Source organism: Amycolatopsis sp. NPDC043887, assembly GCF_056435665.1.
The window spans coordinates 979,616-997,289 of record NZ_JBWKEB010000001.1 but is presented as its reverse complement, the minus strand read 5'-3'; the positions used below and the strand labels follow the sequence as shown (position 1 = coordinate 997,289).

The 17,674-nt window shown below is 69.5% G+C and carries 19 protein-coding genes; 6 read left to right on the top strand and 13 right to left on the bottom strand.

Annotated elements, in window-relative coordinates; genetic code table 11:
• Window positions 1-2 precede the first annotated feature (2 nt).
• From AC069H_RS04945 to AC069H_RS04915, 7 genes are all read right to left on the bottom strand, one after another.
• Window positions 3-551: a NuoB/complex I 20 kDa subunit family protein gene (locus AC069H_RS04945; protein WP_005151847.1), complete on the bottom strand. Its 549-nt coding sequence runs from the start codon at window positions 549-551 to the stop codon at window positions 3-5.
• A 6-nt stretch (window positions 552-557) separates the two neighbouring features.
• On the bottom strand, window positions 558-965 hold the full coding sequence (locus AC069H_RS04940) for an NADH-quinone oxidoreductase subunit A (protein WP_340688815.1): 408 nt from the start codon (window positions 963-965) through the stop codon (window positions 558-560).
• Between the two features lie 583 nt (window positions 966-1,548).
• Window positions 1,549-2,835 (bottom strand): geranylgeranyl reductase family protein, encoded by a 1,287-nt coding sequence (locus AC069H_RS04935; protein ID WP_478231369.1) that lies wholly within the window; start codon window positions 2,833-2,835, stop codon window positions 1,549-1,551.
• Window positions 2,832-3,536, bottom strand: a complete 705-nt coding sequence (locus AC069H_RS04930) for a demethylmenaquinone methyltransferase (RefSeq protein WP_478229518.1) — start codon at window positions 3,534-3,536, stop codon at window positions 2,832-2,834. The genes AC069H_RS04935 and AC069H_RS04930 overlap by 4 nt, the downstream gene beginning before the upstream one ends.
• Before the next feature lie 68 nt (window positions 3,537-3,604).
• On the bottom strand, window positions 3,605-4,375 hold the full coding sequence (locus tag AC069H_RS04925) for an AfsR/SARP family transcriptional regulator (protein WP_340684870.1): 771 nt from the start codon (window positions 4,373-4,375) through the stop codon (window positions 3,605-3,607).
• A 69-nt stretch (window positions 4,376-4,444) separates the two neighbouring features.
• Window positions 4,445-5,548 carry a glycosyltransferase family 4 protein gene (locus AC069H_RS04920; protein ID WP_478231368.1) on the bottom strand — a complete coding sequence of 368 codons (1,104 nt, stop codon included), beginning with the start codon at window positions 5,546-5,548 and terminating at the stop codon, window positions 4,445-4,447.
• 44 nt (window positions 5,549-5,592) lie between these two features.
• A complete protein-coding gene (locus AC069H_RS04915; RefSeq protein ID WP_465436149.1) occupies window positions 5,593-6,711 on the bottom strand; it encodes a glycosyltransferase family 4 protein in 1,119 nt (372 codons plus the stop codon).
• A gap of 111 nt (window positions 6,712-6,822) precedes the next feature.
• Between AC069H_RS04915 and AC069H_RS04910 the strand changes: the two genes are divergently transcribed.
• A complete protein-coding gene (locus AC069H_RS04910) occupies window positions 6,823-7,653 on the top strand; it encodes an inositol monophosphatase family protein (protein WP_457958541.1) in 831 nt (276 codons plus the stop codon).
• Window positions 7,654-7,832: 179 nt separating this feature from the next.
• Here the strand turns inward: AC069H_RS04910 and AC069H_RS04905 are convergent, their stop codons facing one another.
• The 3 genes from AC069H_RS04905 to menD all read right to left on the bottom strand — a co-directional run bounded on the left by AC069H_RS04905 (window position 7,833) and on the right by menD (window position 11,607).
• On the bottom strand, window positions 7,833-8,285 hold the full coding sequence (locus tag AC069H_RS04905) for a DUF3592 domain-containing protein (protein ID WP_478231367.1): 453 nt from the start codon (window positions 8,283-8,285) through the stop codon (window positions 7,833-7,835).
• Window positions 8,286-8,307: 22 nt separating this feature from the next.
• Entirely contained in the window at window positions 8,308-9,822 is a 1,515-nt protein-coding gene (locus AC069H_RS04900) for a M1 family metallopeptidase (protein ID WP_478231366.1), read from the bottom strand.
• A 108-nt stretch (window positions 9,823-9,930) separates the two neighbouring features.
• Entirely contained in the window at window positions 9,931-11,607 is a 1,677-nt protein-coding gene (menD, locus tag AC069H_RS04895; RefSeq protein WP_478231365.1) for a 2-succinyl-5-enolpyruvyl-6-hydroxy-3-cyclohexene-1-carboxylic-acid synthase, read from the bottom strand.
• A 57-nt stretch (window positions 11,608-11,664) separates the two neighbouring features.
• On the opposite strand from menD, the gene AC069H_RS04890 reads away from it, so the two are divergent.
• The 4 genes from AC069H_RS04890 (at window position 11,665) to AC069H_RS04875 (ending at window position 14,975) form a co-directional block, all read left to right on the top strand.
• Window positions 11,665-12,588: a 1,4-dihydroxy-2-naphthoyl-CoA synthase gene (locus tag AC069H_RS04890; protein WP_038520089.1), complete on the top strand. Its 924-nt coding sequence runs from the start codon at window positions 11,665-11,667 to the stop codon at window positions 12,586-12,588.
• An 86-nt stretch (window positions 12,589-12,674) separates the two neighbouring features.
• Window positions 12,675-13,799, top strand: a complete 1,125-nt coding sequence (menE, locus tag AC069H_RS04885) for an o-succinylbenzoate--CoA ligase (RefSeq protein ID WP_478231364.1) — start codon at window positions 12,675-12,677, stop codon at window positions 13,797-13,799.
• 62 nt (window positions 13,800-13,861) lie between these two features.
• On the top strand, window positions 13,862-14,020 hold the full coding sequence (locus tag AC069H_RS04880; RefSeq protein ID WP_340684878.1) for a hypothetical protein: 159 nt from the start codon (window positions 13,862-13,864) through the stop codon (window positions 14,018-14,020).
• An 85-nt stretch (window positions 14,021-14,105) separates the two neighbouring features.
• Entirely contained in the window at window positions 14,106-14,975 is an 870-nt protein-coding gene (locus AC069H_RS04875) for a 1,4-dihydroxy-2-naphthoate polyprenyltransferase (protein WP_478231363.1), read from the top strand.
• A 290-nt stretch (window positions 14,976-15,265) separates the two neighbouring features.
• Here AC069H_RS04875 and cds1 read toward each other — a convergent pair whose 3' ends face one another.
• Genes cds1 through AC069H_RS04860 form a run of 3 tightly spaced genes read right to left on the bottom strand, consistent with a single transcriptional unit; the run spans window position 15,266 to window position 17,108 of the window.
• Window positions 15,266-16,348 carry an L-cysteine desulfhydrase Cds1 gene (gene cds1, locus AC069H_RS04870; protein WP_478231362.1) on the bottom strand — a complete coding sequence of 361 codons (1,083 nt, stop codon included), beginning with the start codon at window positions 16,346-16,348 and terminating at the stop codon, window positions 15,266-15,268.
• Window positions 16,345-16,623, bottom strand: a complete 279-nt coding sequence (locus tag AC069H_RS04865; protein WP_007030895.1) for a DUF4229 domain-containing protein — start codon at window positions 16,621-16,623, stop codon at window positions 16,345-16,347. The genes cds1 and AC069H_RS04865 overlap by 4 nt, the downstream gene beginning before the upstream one ends.
• 11 nt (window positions 16,624-16,634) lie before the next feature.
• The gene (locus tag AC069H_RS04860; RefSeq protein WP_034310644.1) at window positions 16,635-17,108 is read right to left on the bottom strand and encodes an Lrp/AsnC family transcriptional regulator; all 474 of its coding nucleotides are present in this window, start codon (window positions 17,106-17,108) and stop codon (window positions 16,635-16,637) included.
• 248 nt (window positions 17,109-17,356) lie between these two features.
• On the opposite strand from AC069H_RS04860, the gene AC069H_RS04855 reads away from it, so the two are divergent.
• The gene (locus AC069H_RS04855; RefSeq protein ID WP_005151795.1) at window positions 17,357-17,569 is read left to right on the top strand and encodes a BldC family transcriptional regulator; all 213 of its coding nucleotides are present in this window, start codon (window positions 17,357-17,359) and stop codon (window positions 17,567-17,569) included.
• Window positions 17,570-17,674: the final 105 nt, after the last annotated feature.

The following is a 17,674-nucleotide window of genomic DNA, read 5'->3' as shown; positions in this document are numbered from 1 at the left end:
GCTCACTTCTTCGCGTACTTGATCGAGGAGGCGATCAGCTCGGTGCGCTCACCGCTGGCGGCGCGGATCGCGGCCCGGCGGGCGTTGATCGGCTCGTCCTGGATCTTGGCGTGCAGCTTCAAAATCGCGTCGAGCAGCATCTCGGGGCGCGGCGGGCAGCCGGGGAGGTACATGTCGACCGGGACGATGTGGTCGACGCCCTGCACCACGGCGTAGTTGTTGAACATCCCGCCGGACGAGGCGCAGACGCCCATCGCCAGCACCCACTTGGGCTCGGCCATCTGGTCGTAGATCTGGCGGAGCACCGGCGCCATCTTCTGCGTGACGCGGCCGGCGACGATCATCAGATCCGCCTGGCGCGGCGTCGCGCTGAAGCGCTCCATGCCGAAGCGGGCGATGTCGTAGCGGGAACCGCCGACGGTCATCATCTCGATCGCGCAGCAGGCGAGACCGAAGGTGGCGGGCCACATCGAGTTCTTGCGCGCCCAGTTGACCAGGCCTTCAAGGCTGGCGAGCAGGATGCCGTTGGGGAGTTTTTCTTCGAGGCCCATGCTTCTCTAGTTCCAATCCAGGCCGCCGCGCCGCCACACGTAGGCGTACGCGAAACCGACCGTCGCGATGAACAGCACGATCTCCACCAGGCCGAACATGCCCAGCGCGTCCGCGGAGACCGCGAACGGGTAGAGGAAGACCATCTCGATGTCGAACAGGATGAACAGCATCGCGGTGATGTAGTACGCGACCGGCATCCGGCCGCCGCCGACGACCGGCTGCGGCGACGGTTCGATACCGCATTCGTAGGCCGCGAGCTTCGCCTTGTTGGCCCGGCTCGGGCCGACGAGCGGGCCGAGCAGCACCGAAAGCACCGCGAACGCGAGAGCGAGGACGAACAAGAGGACCAGGGGGAGGTACATGTCCAGGTTCGGCACCGAGGGGGTGGTCGCCTGGGTCAGCACGGGCAACATCAGCACGGGGTTTTCGCCATCCTTTCCGCGCCGCTGCGGTTTTCGAGTCGGGGTTCACCGCTTCCCTCGGTCGGCACCCTAAGTCACCTGGGTCACACCGCCGAGGGTTAGGCAACCCTTACGGGCCGTGCATGACGGCCCCCTTGCTTGTGAAATAGTTCACAAGCCTCCCGTCGAGGATGTGAAGCGATTCACAAAGCATGAGGCGAGTGTAGGACGTGACTCACATTCTTGTCCCTAGGCCCCGCGCTATAAGGCTGCCCTAACTTGACCGCACGGCCAGTACGGTTACTTCCGGCGTGCGGTACCGATGACCTGCGACGTCGTTCCCAAGATCGGCTTCAGGGGTCCGTTTGACCACATTTGTCCTGTGACCGATACCACTGCCCGGAGTACCCGTGACTGGTCCAGACGTGTGGGACCAACGCAATTGGTCACCTACTTGCGGCCTCTCCCGAAGCGCATGGGTCCGGTTGGTCGTGAGTGGCGATTCGGGTTCTAACCCGAATCGCCACTCACGACCAACCCGACCCAGCACCCGCAGCAACCCAGCCGACGCCCGCCTTCAGGTACTCCGGATCCGTCAGCGCGGCGAGGGCGTCGCCCTCGCCAGAGCAGCGATGAGACGGTCGACGCCGTCCCCGCCCTTGGCGTCGTAGCAGCCCGAAAGTCCCTTGTACACCAACGGAAGGATCGAGTTGATCCGCAGCCCGTACTTCGTCGCGGCGTGCATGATCTTCGGCTTCCCGATCAGCTTCGCGAACACGTTGCCGAGCCGGTAGTAGCCGCCCATCAGCTCCGCGACGGCGCGCGGGTAGCCCTCCAGCGCCCGCTCGCGGGACGGACCCTCGCGGCGCGCCAGCGCCTGCACGACGAACTCCGACGCCAGCTGCGCGGACTCCATCGCGGCCGAGATGCCCTCGCCGTTGAACGGGCTGACCATGCCGCCGGCGTCGCCGAGCAGCAGCAGGCCGTCGCGGTAGTGCGGGGTGCGGTTGAAGCCCATCGGGAGACCGGCGCCGCCGACCTTGCCGATGGCGTTCTCCTCGCGGTAGCCCCATTCCTCGGGCGTCCCGTCGAGCCACTGGCGCAGCAGCGCGCGGTAGTCGGTACTGCGGAACGCGGCCGACGTCGACAGCATGCCGAGGCCGACGTTGACCGTGCCGTCGCCCAGCGGGAACGCCCAGCCGTAGCCGGGCAGCAGCTTGGGGTCGCGCGGGTCCGAGCGGTCCCACAGCTCCAGGTGGCCTTCGATGAACGGGTCGTCGTGGCGCGGGCTCTTGTAGTACTGCCGCACCGCCACGCCCATCGGGCGCTTCTCGTTCTTCTGGATGCCGGCGCTCAGCGCGAGCCGCGCCGAGACACCGTCGCAGGCCAGTACCAGCGGAGCGCGGTAGCTCACCGGTGTCTTCTCCGGGCCGACCTTCGCCTCGACGCCGATCACGCGGCCGGTCGGGCTGGTGATGGCACCGGTGACGGTGGTGCGCTCGTAGAGCCGCGCGCCCGCCTTGACCGCGGTCTTCGCGAGCAGGTCGTCGAAGTCCTGACGGGTCCGCGAAACGCCGTACGGCGGGTAGCTGGTCAGGTCCGGCCAGTCGAGCTCCAGCGTGAGCTCGCCGGTGAGGATCCGCAGGCCGCGGCTGTGCACCCAGCCGGCGTCCTCGCTCGTGTCGATCCCCAGGTCGATGAGCTGCTTGACGCCGCGCGGGGTCAGGCCGTCGCCGCACACCTTCTCGCGCGGGAACTCGGTCTTCTCCAGCAGCAGCACGTCGACGCCCGCGCGGGCGAGGTACGTGGCGGCGGTGGAGCCGGCCGGTCCGGCACCGACGACGATGACCTCGGCGTCGTGGTCAGGGTTGCGACGTGTCATGGCCGCGAGTTTACGGAGGGCTTTTTGGCGCGGTGGATGGCGACGACGCCGAACGTGAGGTTCAGCCACTCCACCTCGGTCCACCCGGCGCTCGCGATGATCTCCCCGAGCGTCCGCTGATCCGGCCACGCCAGCATGGATTCGGCCAGGTAGGAGTAGGCCTCGGGGTTCGACGAGGTCCTGGCGCCGACCCACGTCAGCAGCTTCGCGATGAACTTCCGGTGCAGGAACCGGATCGGCGGGAATGTGGGCGTCGACACCTCGCAGATCACCAGACGGCCGCCCGGTTTGACCACCCGCGCGATCTCGGTGAGCGCGGCCTTGGTGTCGACGAAGTTCCGCAGCGCGAGCGAGATGGTCACCGCGTCGAAGCTGTCGTCGGCGAACGGCAGCTTCATCGCGTCGGCGGCCACCATGGGGACGCCGCGGTGCTTGCCGGCCCTGAGCATGCCGACCGAGAAGTCCGCCGCGAGACACCAGGCGCCGTTGCGCGCGTACTCGACGGTGGACACGCCGGTGCCCGCCGCGAGGTCCAGCACCTTCTCGCCGCGTTTGGCGTCCAGCACCCGGCCGGTGATGGTGCGCCAGCGGCGGTCGAAGCCGAAGGTCATGAACGAATTCGCGCGGTCGTAGCCGTCCGCGACGTCGTCGAACATGGCGGCGACTTCGTGCGGATCCTTGTCAAGACTCGCTCGGGACATACCCGAACAGTAACCCCGAGCCCCTGAGACAGGTCACCCAAGCGGGAGCAAAGCGACAGCCCGTAGGTTCACCTGGCCCGGTGAAGCAACGCCGGGGCACGGTGCGCACCGGCCCCCGCGACCTCGCCGGCGAGGATCCTCCGCTCCAGCAACCGCAGTTCCGGCCCGGGTTCGAGGCCGAGCTGATCGACCGAGACCCGGCGCGCACGCCGATACGCCGCCAGCGCGTCGGACGTGCGCCCGGCTCGCCAAAGAGCGTCCATCAGGAGGTACTGGGCACGCTGCCGCAACGGGTTCCGCCGCACCAGATCCGCCAGCTCGACGGCCGCGCTCGCGTGCCGCCCGAGGTCCAGTTCGGCCTGGTAGAGCTCTTCGAGCAGGACCAAGCGGTGCTCCGAAAGCCGCATCGTCTCGTCCGAAAGCAGCGGGACGTCGAGGCCTTCGTAAGGCGCGCCATGCCAGTGCGTGAGGGCCTGCCGGATCAGCGAGGCGCGCTGCGCGGGGTCGGCGGACTTGAGCGCTTGACCCGCCAGCGTCTCGAAGGTCTCGACGTCGAGTTCGCCGGGGTGGACCTCCAGCCGGTAGCCGCCGTTGTCGAAGCCGAGCCGGTCGCCTTCGGGCAGGGCCTGCCGCAGCTTGTGGACGTGCCAGTGCAGCTTCGGCACCGCCCGCGGCTCCCACTTGCTCTCCCACAGGGCCTCGGTGAGCACGTTCACCGGCACGAAGGTGTTCGCGCGGACCAGCAGCACGCCGAGGAGCGTTCTCCTCATCCGGCCGTGCAGCGGGACCGACCGCGATCCGGAAGAGATGCTGAACGTGCCCAGTACTTCGAACCTCACGTGCCGTCCTCTCGCTCGATGGCGTGAGGGGACGATGAATGCCGGTTGTACAAAAGAGATACAAAGTGATCATGTGTGTGCGGAGAGCATTCCCCGCACCGACCGTGGCCAGGCGAATTCCTCCGCGCGAGCCCGCGCCGCCGAGCGCCGCACGTCCTCGGGACTCTCCAGCAGACCAGTGACGGCGCCCGCGAACGCCGGGGCGCGATCGTCGACGGCCTCGCCGCAGCCGGGCCGCACGATCTCCCGCAGCGCCGACGACGCCGAGACCACCACCGGCGTGCCCGAAGCGAGCGCCTCCAGCGCGGCCAGCCCGAACGTCTCGTGTGGACCGGGCGCGAGGGAGACGTCGGCGCTGGCCAGCAGCCGGGCGACGTCGCCGCGTCCGGAGAGGAAGCCGAGAAAGGTCACCGGAAGGCAGTGTGCCCGCCGTTCCAGCGCCCGCCGGCGTGGCCCGTCGCCCGCGATGACGAGCCGTACGCGGTGCCCCGTCTCGGTGAGCTCGGCGACGGTGTCCACACTGCGCTCGACGTGCTTCTCCGGCGACAAGCGTCCACAGTGGACGATCAACGCGTCGGCGTTCCCGGTCAGCGCGTGCCGCCAACCGTCGTCGCGCCGGGCCGGGGCGAAGGTCGTGAGGTCGACGCCGAGCGGGACGCGCCGCACGTTCGGCGCGGCGATCCGGTCGAACTCCGCGCGGGCGAAGGCCGTCGTGCAGACGACCGTGTCGTAACGCCGCGCCATCCGCCGGTTCGCGACGTCCGCGACGCGCCGCGCGACGGGTTCGGGCATCAGGAACTGCTCCAGCAGCCTGTCGAGACGCTCGTGCGAGATCACCATGCTGGGTACGCCGTTGCGCCGCGCCCAGACGCCCATGCCGCGCAGAGTGAGCCTGTCGGACACTTCGAGCCTGTCCGGCTCCAGGCGTTTCAGCACCGCGCGCACCCGATGCGGATCGACCGCGCGGTAGCCGCCGGCGCCGGGGATCTGCGGCGCGGGAAGGGAAAACCGGCGGACTCCCGACGGCAGCGTCTCGTCCGCGTAGCGCTGCCCGGGCACCACGAGGGTCACCTGATGGCCGCTGGCCACGTAACCGGCGCCGAGGTGATGCAGCGCCGTCCGCAGCCCGCCCGAGCGTGGTCCGTAGAAGTTGGCCAGCTGGACTATATGCATTCCAGTCCACCTCGTGCCCGGTCTCTTCCCGGCCGCTGCATCGGTCAGGCCGCGCGCGCGATCTTGCCCTGGACTGCCTCGTAATGGCCGACCAGTTCATGGCAGACGGCGGGCCAGGTCCGGCCCAGCACGACCTTGCGCGCCTTCTCCCCCAGCCTGGCTCGCAACGCTTCGTCGCGCAGGTCGTTCACCTTGTCCACCAGCGCCGTCGCGAACCCGGCCCGGTCGGCGGGCAGCAGGTACCCCGTGCGGCCGGGCAGGACCAGATCCTTCGGCCCGCCCGCGTTCGGCGCCAGCACCGGCAGCCCGGACGCCATCGCTTCCTGGATGGCCTGGCAGAACGTCTCGTGCGGTCCTGTGTGGACGAACACGTCGAGGCTCGCGTACGCGGCGGAAAGCTCTTCGCCGTACCGGGCGCCGAGGAACGCCGCACCCGGGATCCGCTCGCGCAGCATCGGCAACTCCGGCCCGTCACCGACGACGACCACGCGGATGCCGTCGACCCCGGCGAGCGCGGTCAGCCGCTCGACCTCCTTCTCCGGCGCGAGCCTGCCGACGAAACCGACCAGCAGTTCGCCGTTCGGCGCCAACTCGGCCCGCAACGCGGGGTCGGCGTGGACCGGCGAGAACCGCTCGATGTCGACGCCACGCGCCCAGCGGTGCACCCGCGGGATCCCGTGCAGTTTCAGCTGCTCCACCGAGTCCGTCGACGGCGCGAGCGTGCGGTCGGCCCGCGAGTGCAGGCGGCGCACCCAGCGCCAGGCCGCGCGGGCGGCGATGCCGAAGCCGTACGCGGCGGCGAACCCGGCGATGTCGGTCTGGTACACCGCGACACACGGCACCCGCAGCCGTCTGGCCGCAGCGAGCCCGCGGGCGCCGACCACGAACGGTGACGCCAGATGCACCACGTCCGGGCCGAAATCGGCCAGCGCGGTGAGCACCGTCCTGGTCGGCACGCCGACCGGGAGGGAGTTCACGCCGGGGAAGTCGAGGGCGGGGATGCGCACGACCGGGGCGCCGAGGTACTCCACGGGACCCGGCCCCGGAGCGATGATCAGCACGTCGTGCGCGCGGTCGCGGAGGTGTTCCACGACGCGGAGCACGGAGTTGGTCACGCCGTTCACCTGGGGCAGGAAACTTTCGGTGACTATCGCGACTCGCACGCGGATCACTGTCGCATCCGGTTGTGACGCCCACGCCAACAAAAACGGAACAGACGACATGTCATCTCAAGGTCGTGTTCCGTAAACCAGGCTCGGCCACACTAATCAGGCATGACCCTCCTGTCGTCAAGGCCGCCTCAGCCCGTCGAGCCAGGGCTGGTGTCGAGGGCCCTCGAAGTGGCCGGGCGGCTGGCCAACGACGCGACCGACGTGATCACCGCGACCGCAGGCCGGGGCGCCCAGCCCGATCCGAAGGACTCACCCTTCGACTGGGTGACCGACACGGACCGGATCTTGGAACGCCACACCCGCCGCGTGCTGACCGCGGAATTCCCCGGCATCCCCGTCGTCGGCGGTGAATTCGGTGCCGACCACGGGGCCGACGTCGCGGAGTACCGCTGGGTGGTCGACCCGGTCGACGGCACCGCGAACTACGTCGCCGGTGTCCCCTGGTGCGCGTACAGCCTCGCCCTGATCGACGCTTCGGGTCCGGTGGTCGGCGTGGTCGCGGACCCGTACCGCGCCCAGATCTACGCCGCCGCGCGCGGCCGCGGCGCCCGGGCGAACGGCAAGCCGATCACGCTCACCGACCGGTGCGGGACCGCGGGGGCGATCGTCTGCACGGAGCTCACGCGGAAGGGTGTCTGGCCGGGGATGGGCCAGTTCATCGAACGGGCCGCCGCCGCGCACGCCGGGGTCCGGGTGCTCGGCTCGGCGGCGCTGGCGATCGCGCAGGTCGCGCTGGGGCACGCGGCCGCGGCGGTGCTGCACAGCTACCGCGAATGGGACGTCGCCGGATCGGTCGCGCTGGCCATCGAGGCGGGTGCCGTGGTCCTGGACCGGCACGGGGAAGGCGCGGCCCTGCCCGTCGACGCGCTCCTGGTCGCGGCGCCGGGGGTGGCCGACGAGGTCTTGGGCTGGTGGCAGGAGTCGGTCGGCTGAGTTCGCCTTCCGATCACGCGAGTTCCGTCCCCCATCACGCGAGTTACGCCTCCAAGCACGCGAGTTCGCCTCCTGATCACGCGAGTTCGCCGATTCCGCACAGCAGGCTCGCGGGGCTGGGCACGGAACTCGCGTGCTTGGCGGCGGGACTCACGTGCTTGAAGGCGTAACTCGCGTGATCAGGCGGACGACTCGGCGAGCGAGTGCCGGTAAGCCAGCCGTTGCCGCCGGATCCACCACAGCAGCGGGCCGGCGATCAGCCAGGTGAAGAAGATCATGCTGCCCAGCGGCAGCAGCGTGTTCGACGCCGAGCGGCCCGCCACCCGCGCGAGTTCCGGGTCGCCGACGTCGTACTCGATGTTCACGAGCTGCCCGGCGGCGAGCCCGGCCGGGTAGAGCACACCGTTGGCCGGGCTGTGCATGATGCCGTCGGGGGTCGCGTAGTTGATGATCGTTCGGTCGAAGGCCACCGACTCGACCTGCGCCGTCGCCTGCCCGAGCTGCGCTTCGATCGCGCTGTCGTTGCGGATGGCGGCGAACAGCAGCGAGACGCCGAGCACGGTGACGAGTGAGGCGACAACGAGGGTGGCATACCACCCGATGCGCCTCACCCGCTCCGCTTTGGCCGTCACGCCGCGAGCGTAGCGCTACCCGTCAGTGGGCGTGTCGCTCGGCGAGGAATTCATGGGTCGCCTTGATCTGCGGGTAGGACTTCGGTGCGACAGGCGCCACAGCGGCCCGGAGAGCCTGCGTGCCGTTGGGGCTCGCCGCGGGCTTGCCCTTGGTGTACAGCCACGTCTGGAACAGGTCGTACAGCGGCTTGCCCGAGATCTTCTCCGCCAGCGCGATGAACTCTCCGATCACCGCCGACTTGGCCTTCTTCACCTGCTGCCAGGTCTGCAGGATCCGGAAGAACGTGTCGTCACCCACAGCCTTGCGCAACGCGTGCACGGCGAGCGCGCCGCGGTCGTAGACGGCCGCGTCGAACTGGTTGTCCGCGCCCGGGTCGGCGGGCAGGACCTGCCAGAACGGGTCCTCGGCTGGCACCGAGTCGTAGATGTACTGGGCGAGTTCGTCTGCCGTGCCCTCGCCGCTCTCCTCCGACCACAGGAACTCGCCGTAGGAGGCGAAGCCCTCGTTCAGCCAGATTTCGCTCCACTTGCCGAGCGTGACGCTGTCGCCGAACCACTGGTGCGCCTGCTCGTGGCCGACGATCGACGTGTTGGAGCCGGACCGGAAGGCCCTGGCGCCGTACACCGGCCGCGTCTGGTTCTCCAGCGCGAAGGTGATGCCGGTGGTGACGACGCCGCCCTGCGCCTCGAACGGGTAGGGCCCGAACTTCGAAGCGAGGAATTCGGTGATCTCCGGCGTCCGCTCGATGCTGGCCTTGGCCGCGCCGAGCGATTCGCCGAGGTCGGCGCCGTAGGCGGTGATGAACGGCTTGCCGTCCGGCGTGGTCTGCTCGTTCACCTCGAACTTGCCGACCTCCAGCGACGTGAGGTACGTCGCCTGCGGTTTGGTGCTGCGCCAGTTCCATCGCGTCCAGCCCGGCCGCTGCACCGTCTTGCGCACGAGCGTGCCGTTCGACAGCGCGGCGACGTCGTTCGGGACCTCGACCGAGACGTCGTAGGTGGCCAGGTCGGTCGGGTGGTCGTTGGACGGGAACCACCAGGCCGCGCTCTGCGGTTCGTCGACGGCCAGCGCGCCGTCCGGGGTCTTCTTCCAGGCGGTTAAGCCGTCGATCTTCACCTTCGACGGCGTGTCCGCGTAGGCGACGACGACCGTCGCCGTCTGGCCTTTCTTCAACGGCGAGGCCGGCGTGACGGTCAGCTCACCGGTGCCGTCGGTCGATGTCGCGAACTTCGCGGGCCGGTTGCCGACCCGGACGCTCGACACCTTCAGCCCGAAGTCGAGGTTGAACGCCGAGAGGTCCTGCGTCGCGGTGAGCAGGATCGTCGTGGCGCCGGACAGCAGGTCGGTGGACGGCTGGTAGGTCAGCCGGAGGTCGTAGTGAGCGACGTCGTAGCCGCCGTTCCCGGCGTGCGGGTAGTACGGGTCGCCGATGCCGATCGAGCCGGGCGCGGGTGCGGCGGCCGCGCTGCCGGCGAGTAGCACCGAGACGACGCCCGCGGTCAATCCGGCGAAGCCGGAGCGAGTCTTCAAGCGCATTGCGAATCCTCCCAGGATTTGTCAGCGCGCTCGAACGTAGCCAGACGATCAACGCGGAGACACGTCCGAAGGAGGGGTTCCTAGCCCCTGGACTGAGATCAAAAACGGCTAGACAGCGCGTACGGCCGACGAAACCGCCGTACGGAGGCGCGCGTGCAGGTCACGGTGTCGCGTTCGGTCCACGCGGACCTCCACCACCCGCAGCCCCGGCGCGGGCTTGAGCGCCGCACGGAACTCGGTGAGCGTCTCGGCGACGACGTGCGGCACGCGGTAACCGGCGCACAGGGCACCGAGGTCGGCGCCGTGCGGTGTGCCGAAGACCCGCTCGAAGCTGGCGTTGTGCTCGGGCGCGCCCTGCTCCAGCAGGGAGAAGATGCCGCCGCCGTCGTCGTTGAGCACCACGATCGTCAGGTCGGGGCGCTGTTCGGCGGGCCCGGTCAGCAGGCCGCTCGCGTCGTGCAGGAACGTCAGGTCGCCGAGCAGGGCGTACGAATGTCCCCTGTGGACGGTCGCGGCGCCGATAGCGGTCGACACCATGCCGTCGATCCCGGCGACGCCGCGGTTGCGGTGCACGAGGACGTCGGGCCGCAGCCGTCCGGCGAGGGCGACGTCACGGGTCGGGTTGGACGAGCCCACGACCAGCAGCGACCCCTCCGGGACCGCGTCGACCAGCTCGGTCGCCAGGCGCAGCCCGCTCGGCCACGGTTCGTCGGCCAGTGTTTCGGCCACCGCCGCCGACGCCGCCTTGTCCGCGCGCTGCCAGCCGGCGAGCCACTCCGGATCGGCCGGTTTGGTCGGCTCGTCGAACCACTGGCCGACCTGGCGGACGTTGTGCGCGGGCGCGGGCCAGTCCGAATCGGGCCGGACCAGCAGCACCTCGACGTCCGGATCGGACAGCACCCGCTGGACCTGCCGGAACACCGTCGGGCGCCCGATGCACAGGACCTGTTCGGGCTTGTGCCGCGAGATGAACTCCTCGACGCCGAGCAACCAAGCGCCCGACGAGATCGCCGTCGCGCCCGCCATCCCGATGCCGCCGGTCTCGGAGACGACCGGCCAGCCGTGCAGTTCGGCCCATTCGCTGGCCGCCTGCACGCCGGTGTCGCACGCGATGACCAGGCCGTGGCGGGCCGAGGGCACCACGAACGAGGGAAGCGCGCCGAAGTCGGGAAGCTCCGTCCAGCGAGCGCCGTCGGGACGCCCTTCGAGTGACTCGTACCACTCGCCGTCATCATCGATATCGGGCACGAGCGGCTCCCGGAACGGGATGTTCAGGTGCACCGGCCCGCAGCGCCATTCGCCGTAAGCGGCGTTCCAGGCGCGGCAGATCTGGCCGCGCCAGTACGAGTTCTGCCCGGCGCGGCGTTCGGCGACGGCGAGCTCGTCGAAGTAGCGGACGGCGTTGCCGTAGAGCTGGTGCTGGTCGATGACCTGGCTCGCGCCGGCGGCCCGCATCTCGGGCGGCCGGTCGGCGGTCAGCACGATCAGCGGGACACCGGCGCGGTCGGCCTCCAGCACGGCGGGGTGGAAGTTCGCGGCCGCGGTGCCCGACGTGCACAGCACGGCCACAGGGCGGCCGGTGCGCGCGGCGATGCCGAGGGCGAGGAAGGCGGCGCCGCGTTCGTCGATGCGGACGTGCAGCTGGAGCCGTCCGGCGGCCGCCGCGTCGTACAGCGCGATCGACAGCGGGGCGTTGCGTGAGCCCGGGCAGAGGACGACGTGCGAGACGGTGTTGCGGACGAGTTCGTCGACGATGACCCTGGCCTGCGCGGTGGATGGATTCACCGGCAGACCTCGGGTTTCACACTACGACTCACGGCCACACGTCCTATTCTCCCAAACGTGGATGACGCCCAGGTTTCCGAGCTGTTCGACCCCGCCTTGTGGACCGAGGTCGAAGGTTTCGACTTCACCGACATCACCTATCACCGCTCCTCTGAGAGCCGCTCAGGCAAACGTGTCGTACGTGTCGCGTTCGACCGTCCCGAGGTCCGCAACGCCTTCCGCCCGCACACCGTCGACGAGCTGTACCGCGCGCTCGACCACGCGCGGATGAGCTCGGACGTCGGCTGCGTCCTGCTCACCGGCAACGGCCCCTCGCCGAAGGACGGCGGCTGGGCGTTTTGTTCCGGTGGTGACCAGCGTATTCGCGGACGCTCCGGGTATCAGTACGCGGATGGGGAGACCTCCGACACGATCGATCCGGCCAGGGCCGGAAGGCTGCACATTCTCGAGGTCCAGCGGCTGATCAGGTTCATGCCGAAGGTGGTCATCGCGGTCGTCCCGGGCTGGGCCGCCGGCGGCGGGCACTCGCTGCACGTCGTGTGCGACCTCACGCTCGCCTCGGCCGAGCACGCGCGGTTCAAGCAGACCGACGCCGACGTCGGCTCCTTCGACGGCGGCTACGGCTCGGCGTACCTGGCCAAGCAGGTCGGGCAGAAGTTCGCGCGGGAGATCTTCTTCCTCGGCCGCGAGTACACCGCCGAGCAGATGCAGGCGATGGGCGCGGTCAACTCCGCCGTCCCGCACGCGGAGCTCGAGGCCGAGGCGCTGGACTGGGCGTGGGCGATCAACGGCAAGTCGCCGACGGCGCAGCGGATGCTGAAGTACGCGTTCAACCTCACCGACGACGGTCTGGTCGGCCAGCAGCTCTTCGCCGGCGAAACCACTCGACTGGCGTACATGCAGGACGAGGCCGTCGAAGGGCGCGACTCCTTCCTGGAGAAGCGTTCCCCCGACTGGTCGGCCTTCCCGTACTACTACTGACCCCTCGCATTTCGTCCTCTGAATGCGGTAGTTGCGTGCGCAACGATCGCATTCAGAGGACGAAATGCGGGACGTAGGGTGGTGGGATGCGTGCGGTGGAGGTGGACGGGAGTCCAGGGTCGGTCGACGAGCTGACCTCGGCACTGGCCGAGGCGCTCGACGGCGGCCAGGCCGTCCTCCCCTACACGTCCGAGGTCCTGCGGGACGCGATGGAGCCGACGCGCCCGGCCGAGCCCGGAACGGCGGTGATCATCGCCACCTCCGGCTCCACCGGCGAGCCGAAGGGTGTGCTGCTGTCGGCGTCGGCGCTCACCGCGTCGGCGCACGCCACCCATGCGCGGCTCGGCGGACCGGGCCACTGGTTGCTCGCGACCCCGGCGCACTACATCGGCGGGCTCCAGGTGCTGGTGCGCTCGCTGCTGGCCGGGACGACGCCGTCCGTGCTGCACGCGTCCGGTTTCCGGCCGGACGACTTCGCGGAAGCCGCCGCGCCGTTGCTGTCCCTGGACGGCCCGCGCTACACCGCACTCGTGCCGACCCAGCTCGGGCGGCTGCTCGACGCGGGCGGCCCCGGTCTGGCGGCGGCCCGCGCCTTCGACGCGATCATCGTCGGCGCCGCGGCGACGACAGCGGATCTGCGCGAGCGCGCCGCCGAAGCGGGCGTGAAGATCGTGCCCGCGTACGGCATGAGCGAGACCGCGAGCGGCTGCGTCTACGACGGCGTACCGCTGGACGGAGTACGCGTCGCACTCGAGGACGAGCGGGTCTGTATCACGGGTGACGTTCTCGCGCACGGCTACCGGCTGCGACCCGACCTGACCGCGGAGGCGTTCGAGGACGGCCGGTTCCGCACTTCCGACCGCGGTCGGTGGTCGGCCGACGGGCGGTTGGAGATCCTCGGCCGGATCGACGACATGATCAACACCGGCGGGGTGAAGGTGGCCGCCGCGACCGTCGAGCGGATCCTGACCGCGCAGCCCGGGATCCGGGACGCGTGCGTGGTCGGGGTACCTGACCCGGAGTGGGGCGAAGCCGTCGTCGCGCTCGTCGTCGGCGCTGGTCGCGACGTCGATTCGCTGCGTGCCGCGTGCCGTGAAGAGGCCGGCGCGGCCGCTGCTCCGAAGCGGGTCGAATTCGCCGAAGAGCTGCCGTTGCGAGGCCCCGGCAAGGTCGACAGGACGGCCGTCAGGAATCTCCTACGAAGGTCGTGAATTCCCCACCGATTACTGGGACGTTGTTGACACGATCATTACCCGCGGGTTTACGTCTACGTATGACGCGCTGGACACGCACAGTATTGGCCTGCACCGCCGTCACGATGGGACTGGTCGCTTTGGCCGGACCCGCGCTGGCGGACGAACCGGAGACCGCCGTTCCGAACAGCGGCACCCTCACCTGGACGCTGGAAGACGTGATCGACGACCTCAAGTAGCGCGACTCGTCACCTGCTCGCGATGCCTCGAGCAGGTGACGAGCCCCGCATACCGGCCGGTAGTGGCCAGGGCCAGAATGGCGGCATGGCGACTGCTGGTGAATGGATCGAAGGGGCACGCCCGCGGACGCTGCCCAACGCGGTGGCGCCGGTGGTCGCCGGAGTCGGCGCGGCGATCGCGCTCGACGGCTTCTCCTGGGTCCGTTCGATTCTCGCGCTGCTCGTCTCGCTGGCGCTGATCGTCGGCGTCAACTACGCCAACGACTACTCCGACGGCATCCGCGGCACTGACGAGAACCGCGTCGGCCCGCTGCGGCTGGTCGGCTCCGGAGTCGCGAAGCCGAAGGCCGTCCTGGCGGCCGCTCTCGTGGCCCTCGGGCTCGCCGGAGTCCTCGGGCTCGTGCTGGTCGCGATCAGCGGGCTGTGGTGGCTGCTGGCGATGGGCGCGGTCTGCATCCTCGGCGCCTGGTTCTACACCGGCGGTAAGAAGCCTTACGGCTACTACGGTTTCGGCGAGATCGCGGTCTTCGTCTTCTTCGGGCTGGCCGGGGTTCTGGGCACCGTGTACGTCCAAGCCGGACAGCTCAGCTGGACCGCCCTCGGCTGCGCGGTCGCCGTCGGCTCGTTCTCGACCGGCGTGCTGACCGCCAACAACCTCCGCGACATCCCGACCGACATCGAGTCCGGCAAGCGCACGCTCGCCACCCGGCTCGGCGACGACGGCACCCGGCGCCTTTACCTGACGCTGGTCGCCATCCCGTACGTAATGAGTGTGCTGCTCGCCTTCGTGACGCCGTGGGCGCTGCTGGGCCTGTTGACCGCGCCGCTGCTGCTGAAGTCGGTCAAGGCCGTCGGCGGCGGGGCGCGGGGACGGGCGCTGATCCCGGCGCTGCGGGACACCGGGTTCGCGATGCTGGGGTGGGCGGTGCTGACGGCCGTCGCTCTCGCCTTGTGAGTCCCCCTTGATGCGGGACTGTGTGGATTTCGGGGCGTTGGGTGACCCGGAATCCACACAGTGCGGCGCGAGAGGGCCGGTCACGACCAGTCGGGCTCACGTCGGCCCCTGCGGGATGAACGCACCGTTCATCCCTTGAGCTTTTGCCTTAGGGCCACTACCTGTAGTGCTCCGACGCCTGGGCGACCACTAAATGCGGCCCACGCGATAGCAAAGGTCCCTTGCTCTTTTGGTGATCCGGCGCCCCTGAGGTAGGCCGCCCAGCCGACGTTGCGAAAGACCCCAGTGCCTCAGTCCTCTGGGGCGAGCTTCCCGCTCCCCAGGAACTCCCGGTACTTCTCCAGGTAAGGCGCGATGTCGATGTTCTTCTGCGCTAGCCACGCGTCGTCGTAGTACGTGTTGGCGTACCGCTCCCCGCCGTCGCACAGCAGCGTGACGATACTGCCCGCCTGGCCTTCCGAGACCATCCGCGAGATCAGCGTGAAGGCGCCGAAGAGGTTCGTCCCGGTCGAGCCGCCCGCCCAGTGCCCGGTCCGCTCGCGCAGCACGCGGATGGCCGCCAGCGAAGCGGCGTCCGGCACCTGGAACATCTCGTCGATCACGCCGGGCACGAACGACGGCTCGACGCGCGGCCGCCCGATTCCCTCGATCCGCGAAGGCATGCCGGTGCTGTAGTCAAGCGCCCCGGTCTGCCAGGCGCCGAAGAACGACGAGTTCTCCGGGTCGACGACAGCGATCTTCGTGGTGTGCCGCTTATAGCGCACGTAGCGGCCGAAGGTCGCGCTCGTGCCACCGGTCCCGGCGCCGACGACGATCCACGTCGGCACAGGGTGCCGCTCGGACTGCATCTGCGCGTACACCGACTCGGCGATGTTGTTGTTCCCGCGCCAGTCCGTCGCGCGCTCCGCGTAGGTGAACTGGTCGAGGTAGTGGCCGTTGCACTCCGAAGCGAGCCGTTCGGCCTCCGGGTACATGTCCGGCGCGCGGTCGACGTAGTGGCATTCGCCGCCGTAGAACTCGATGAGCGCGATCTTCTCCGGCGAGGTGCTGCGCGGCACCACGGTGATGAACCGCAGCCCGAGCATCCGCGCGAAATACGCCTCCGAAACCGCCGTCGAGCCGCTGGACGCCTCGACGAGCACGGTGTCCGGCCCGATCTGACCGTTCACCAGGCCGTACAGGAACAGCGAACGCGCGAGCCGGTGTTTGAGCGAGCCGGTCGGGTGGACGGACTCGTCCTTCAGGTACAGGTCCACGCCCCACTCCGGGGGCAGCGGGAAGACGTGGAGGTGCGTGTCGGCACTGCGGTTCGCGTCGGCCTCGATGATGCGGACGGCTTCGCGGACCCAGCTGCGGCTGTGCAGGAGGCTCACGCTGCGCCGTCCACCCGGTCGCCGCGGAGCTGCGAGCGCAGTTCGGCACGGGCGCGAGCGCGCTTTTCGTTGCGGCGGGCGAGCCCGGCGGTCACGCGCGCGTTCAGCGGGCGGAACAGCAGCAGGCCCAGCGGCAGCCCCACGACCAGGCCGATCAGCAACGCGACGAGCAGCGGGACGTTGACCAGCAGCAAGCCGCCTGCGATGACCCCGACCAGGAGGAACCTGGCCAGCACGTACAGCGTCAGGTCACGGGGCAGGTGATTATCGCTCACACCATGGCAGGCTACGCGCTGCCGTTGCGGCCCTCATCCAGGCCCGCGTTGTTGGGCCGTCCTTCGAAGCGGGTGGAGAGCACGACGGTGGTGTTCGTGCGGCCGACACCGGGGATCCGCCGCAGCCTGCCGAGGGTCCGCTCCAGATCGTCGACGGTCGCCACCCGCACTTTGACGACGAAGGCTTCGTCGCCCGCGACGGCGTAGCAGCTTTCGACCTCGTCCAGTGCCCCGAGCGCCTCCGCGACGTCGTCCTCGGTCGCGGTGTCGGTGGGGTGGATGCCGACCAGCGCCGTCACCCCGAGTCCGACCGTGTTCGGGTCGACCATGGCGTGGTAGCCGGTGATCACGCCGGCGGCCTCGAGTTTGCCGACCCGTTCGTGCACTGATGAAGCCGAGAGCCCGACAGACCGGCCGAGGTCGGCGTAGGTAGCCCGCCCGTTCTCCCGTAATGCCGCGATGATCTTCCGATCCACCTGGTCCACCGCTACACCTTAGGTGCCACGGCCCGATTCGCGTGATCAGGGCGCGTTTTCGTACATCCGTGACAAGACCGCGGGGCCGGAAGGCGCATGTCGCGGTTGTCGGTTTTGACCTTTAAGGGCTCTTTACTGTTGGACAACCGTTCGAGTACCTGACGGGTGAGATGCAACGATTGCCGTGTTGGCTACCCGGCACGACGGGCACAGGGCCCGCCTCCGGTTTAGCACTGGAACCGTGAAGGAGGCGGAAAATGACCGCGACCATGGGCGGCAGGTTGCTCACCCCCGGCGAAGTGGCGGCTCTGTTCCGGGTCGACCCCAAGACCGTGACCCGCTGGGCGACCGCGGGCCGCATCGGCTCGATCCGCACCCCCGGCGGGCACCGCCGGTTCCGCGAGGCCGAGGTGAACGAACTCCTCGCCGAGCTCACCACCGACGCCAGCGAGCCCGCTCGCAAGGTCTGAGCAGGCATTTCCCGCAAAAAGGACTCCAGTGACGAAGGGCTCGTAACCGCCCTTCGTCACATTGGGGTATCCATGAGTCCCCCCGCGCGCGGCAAAGGGGCTAGC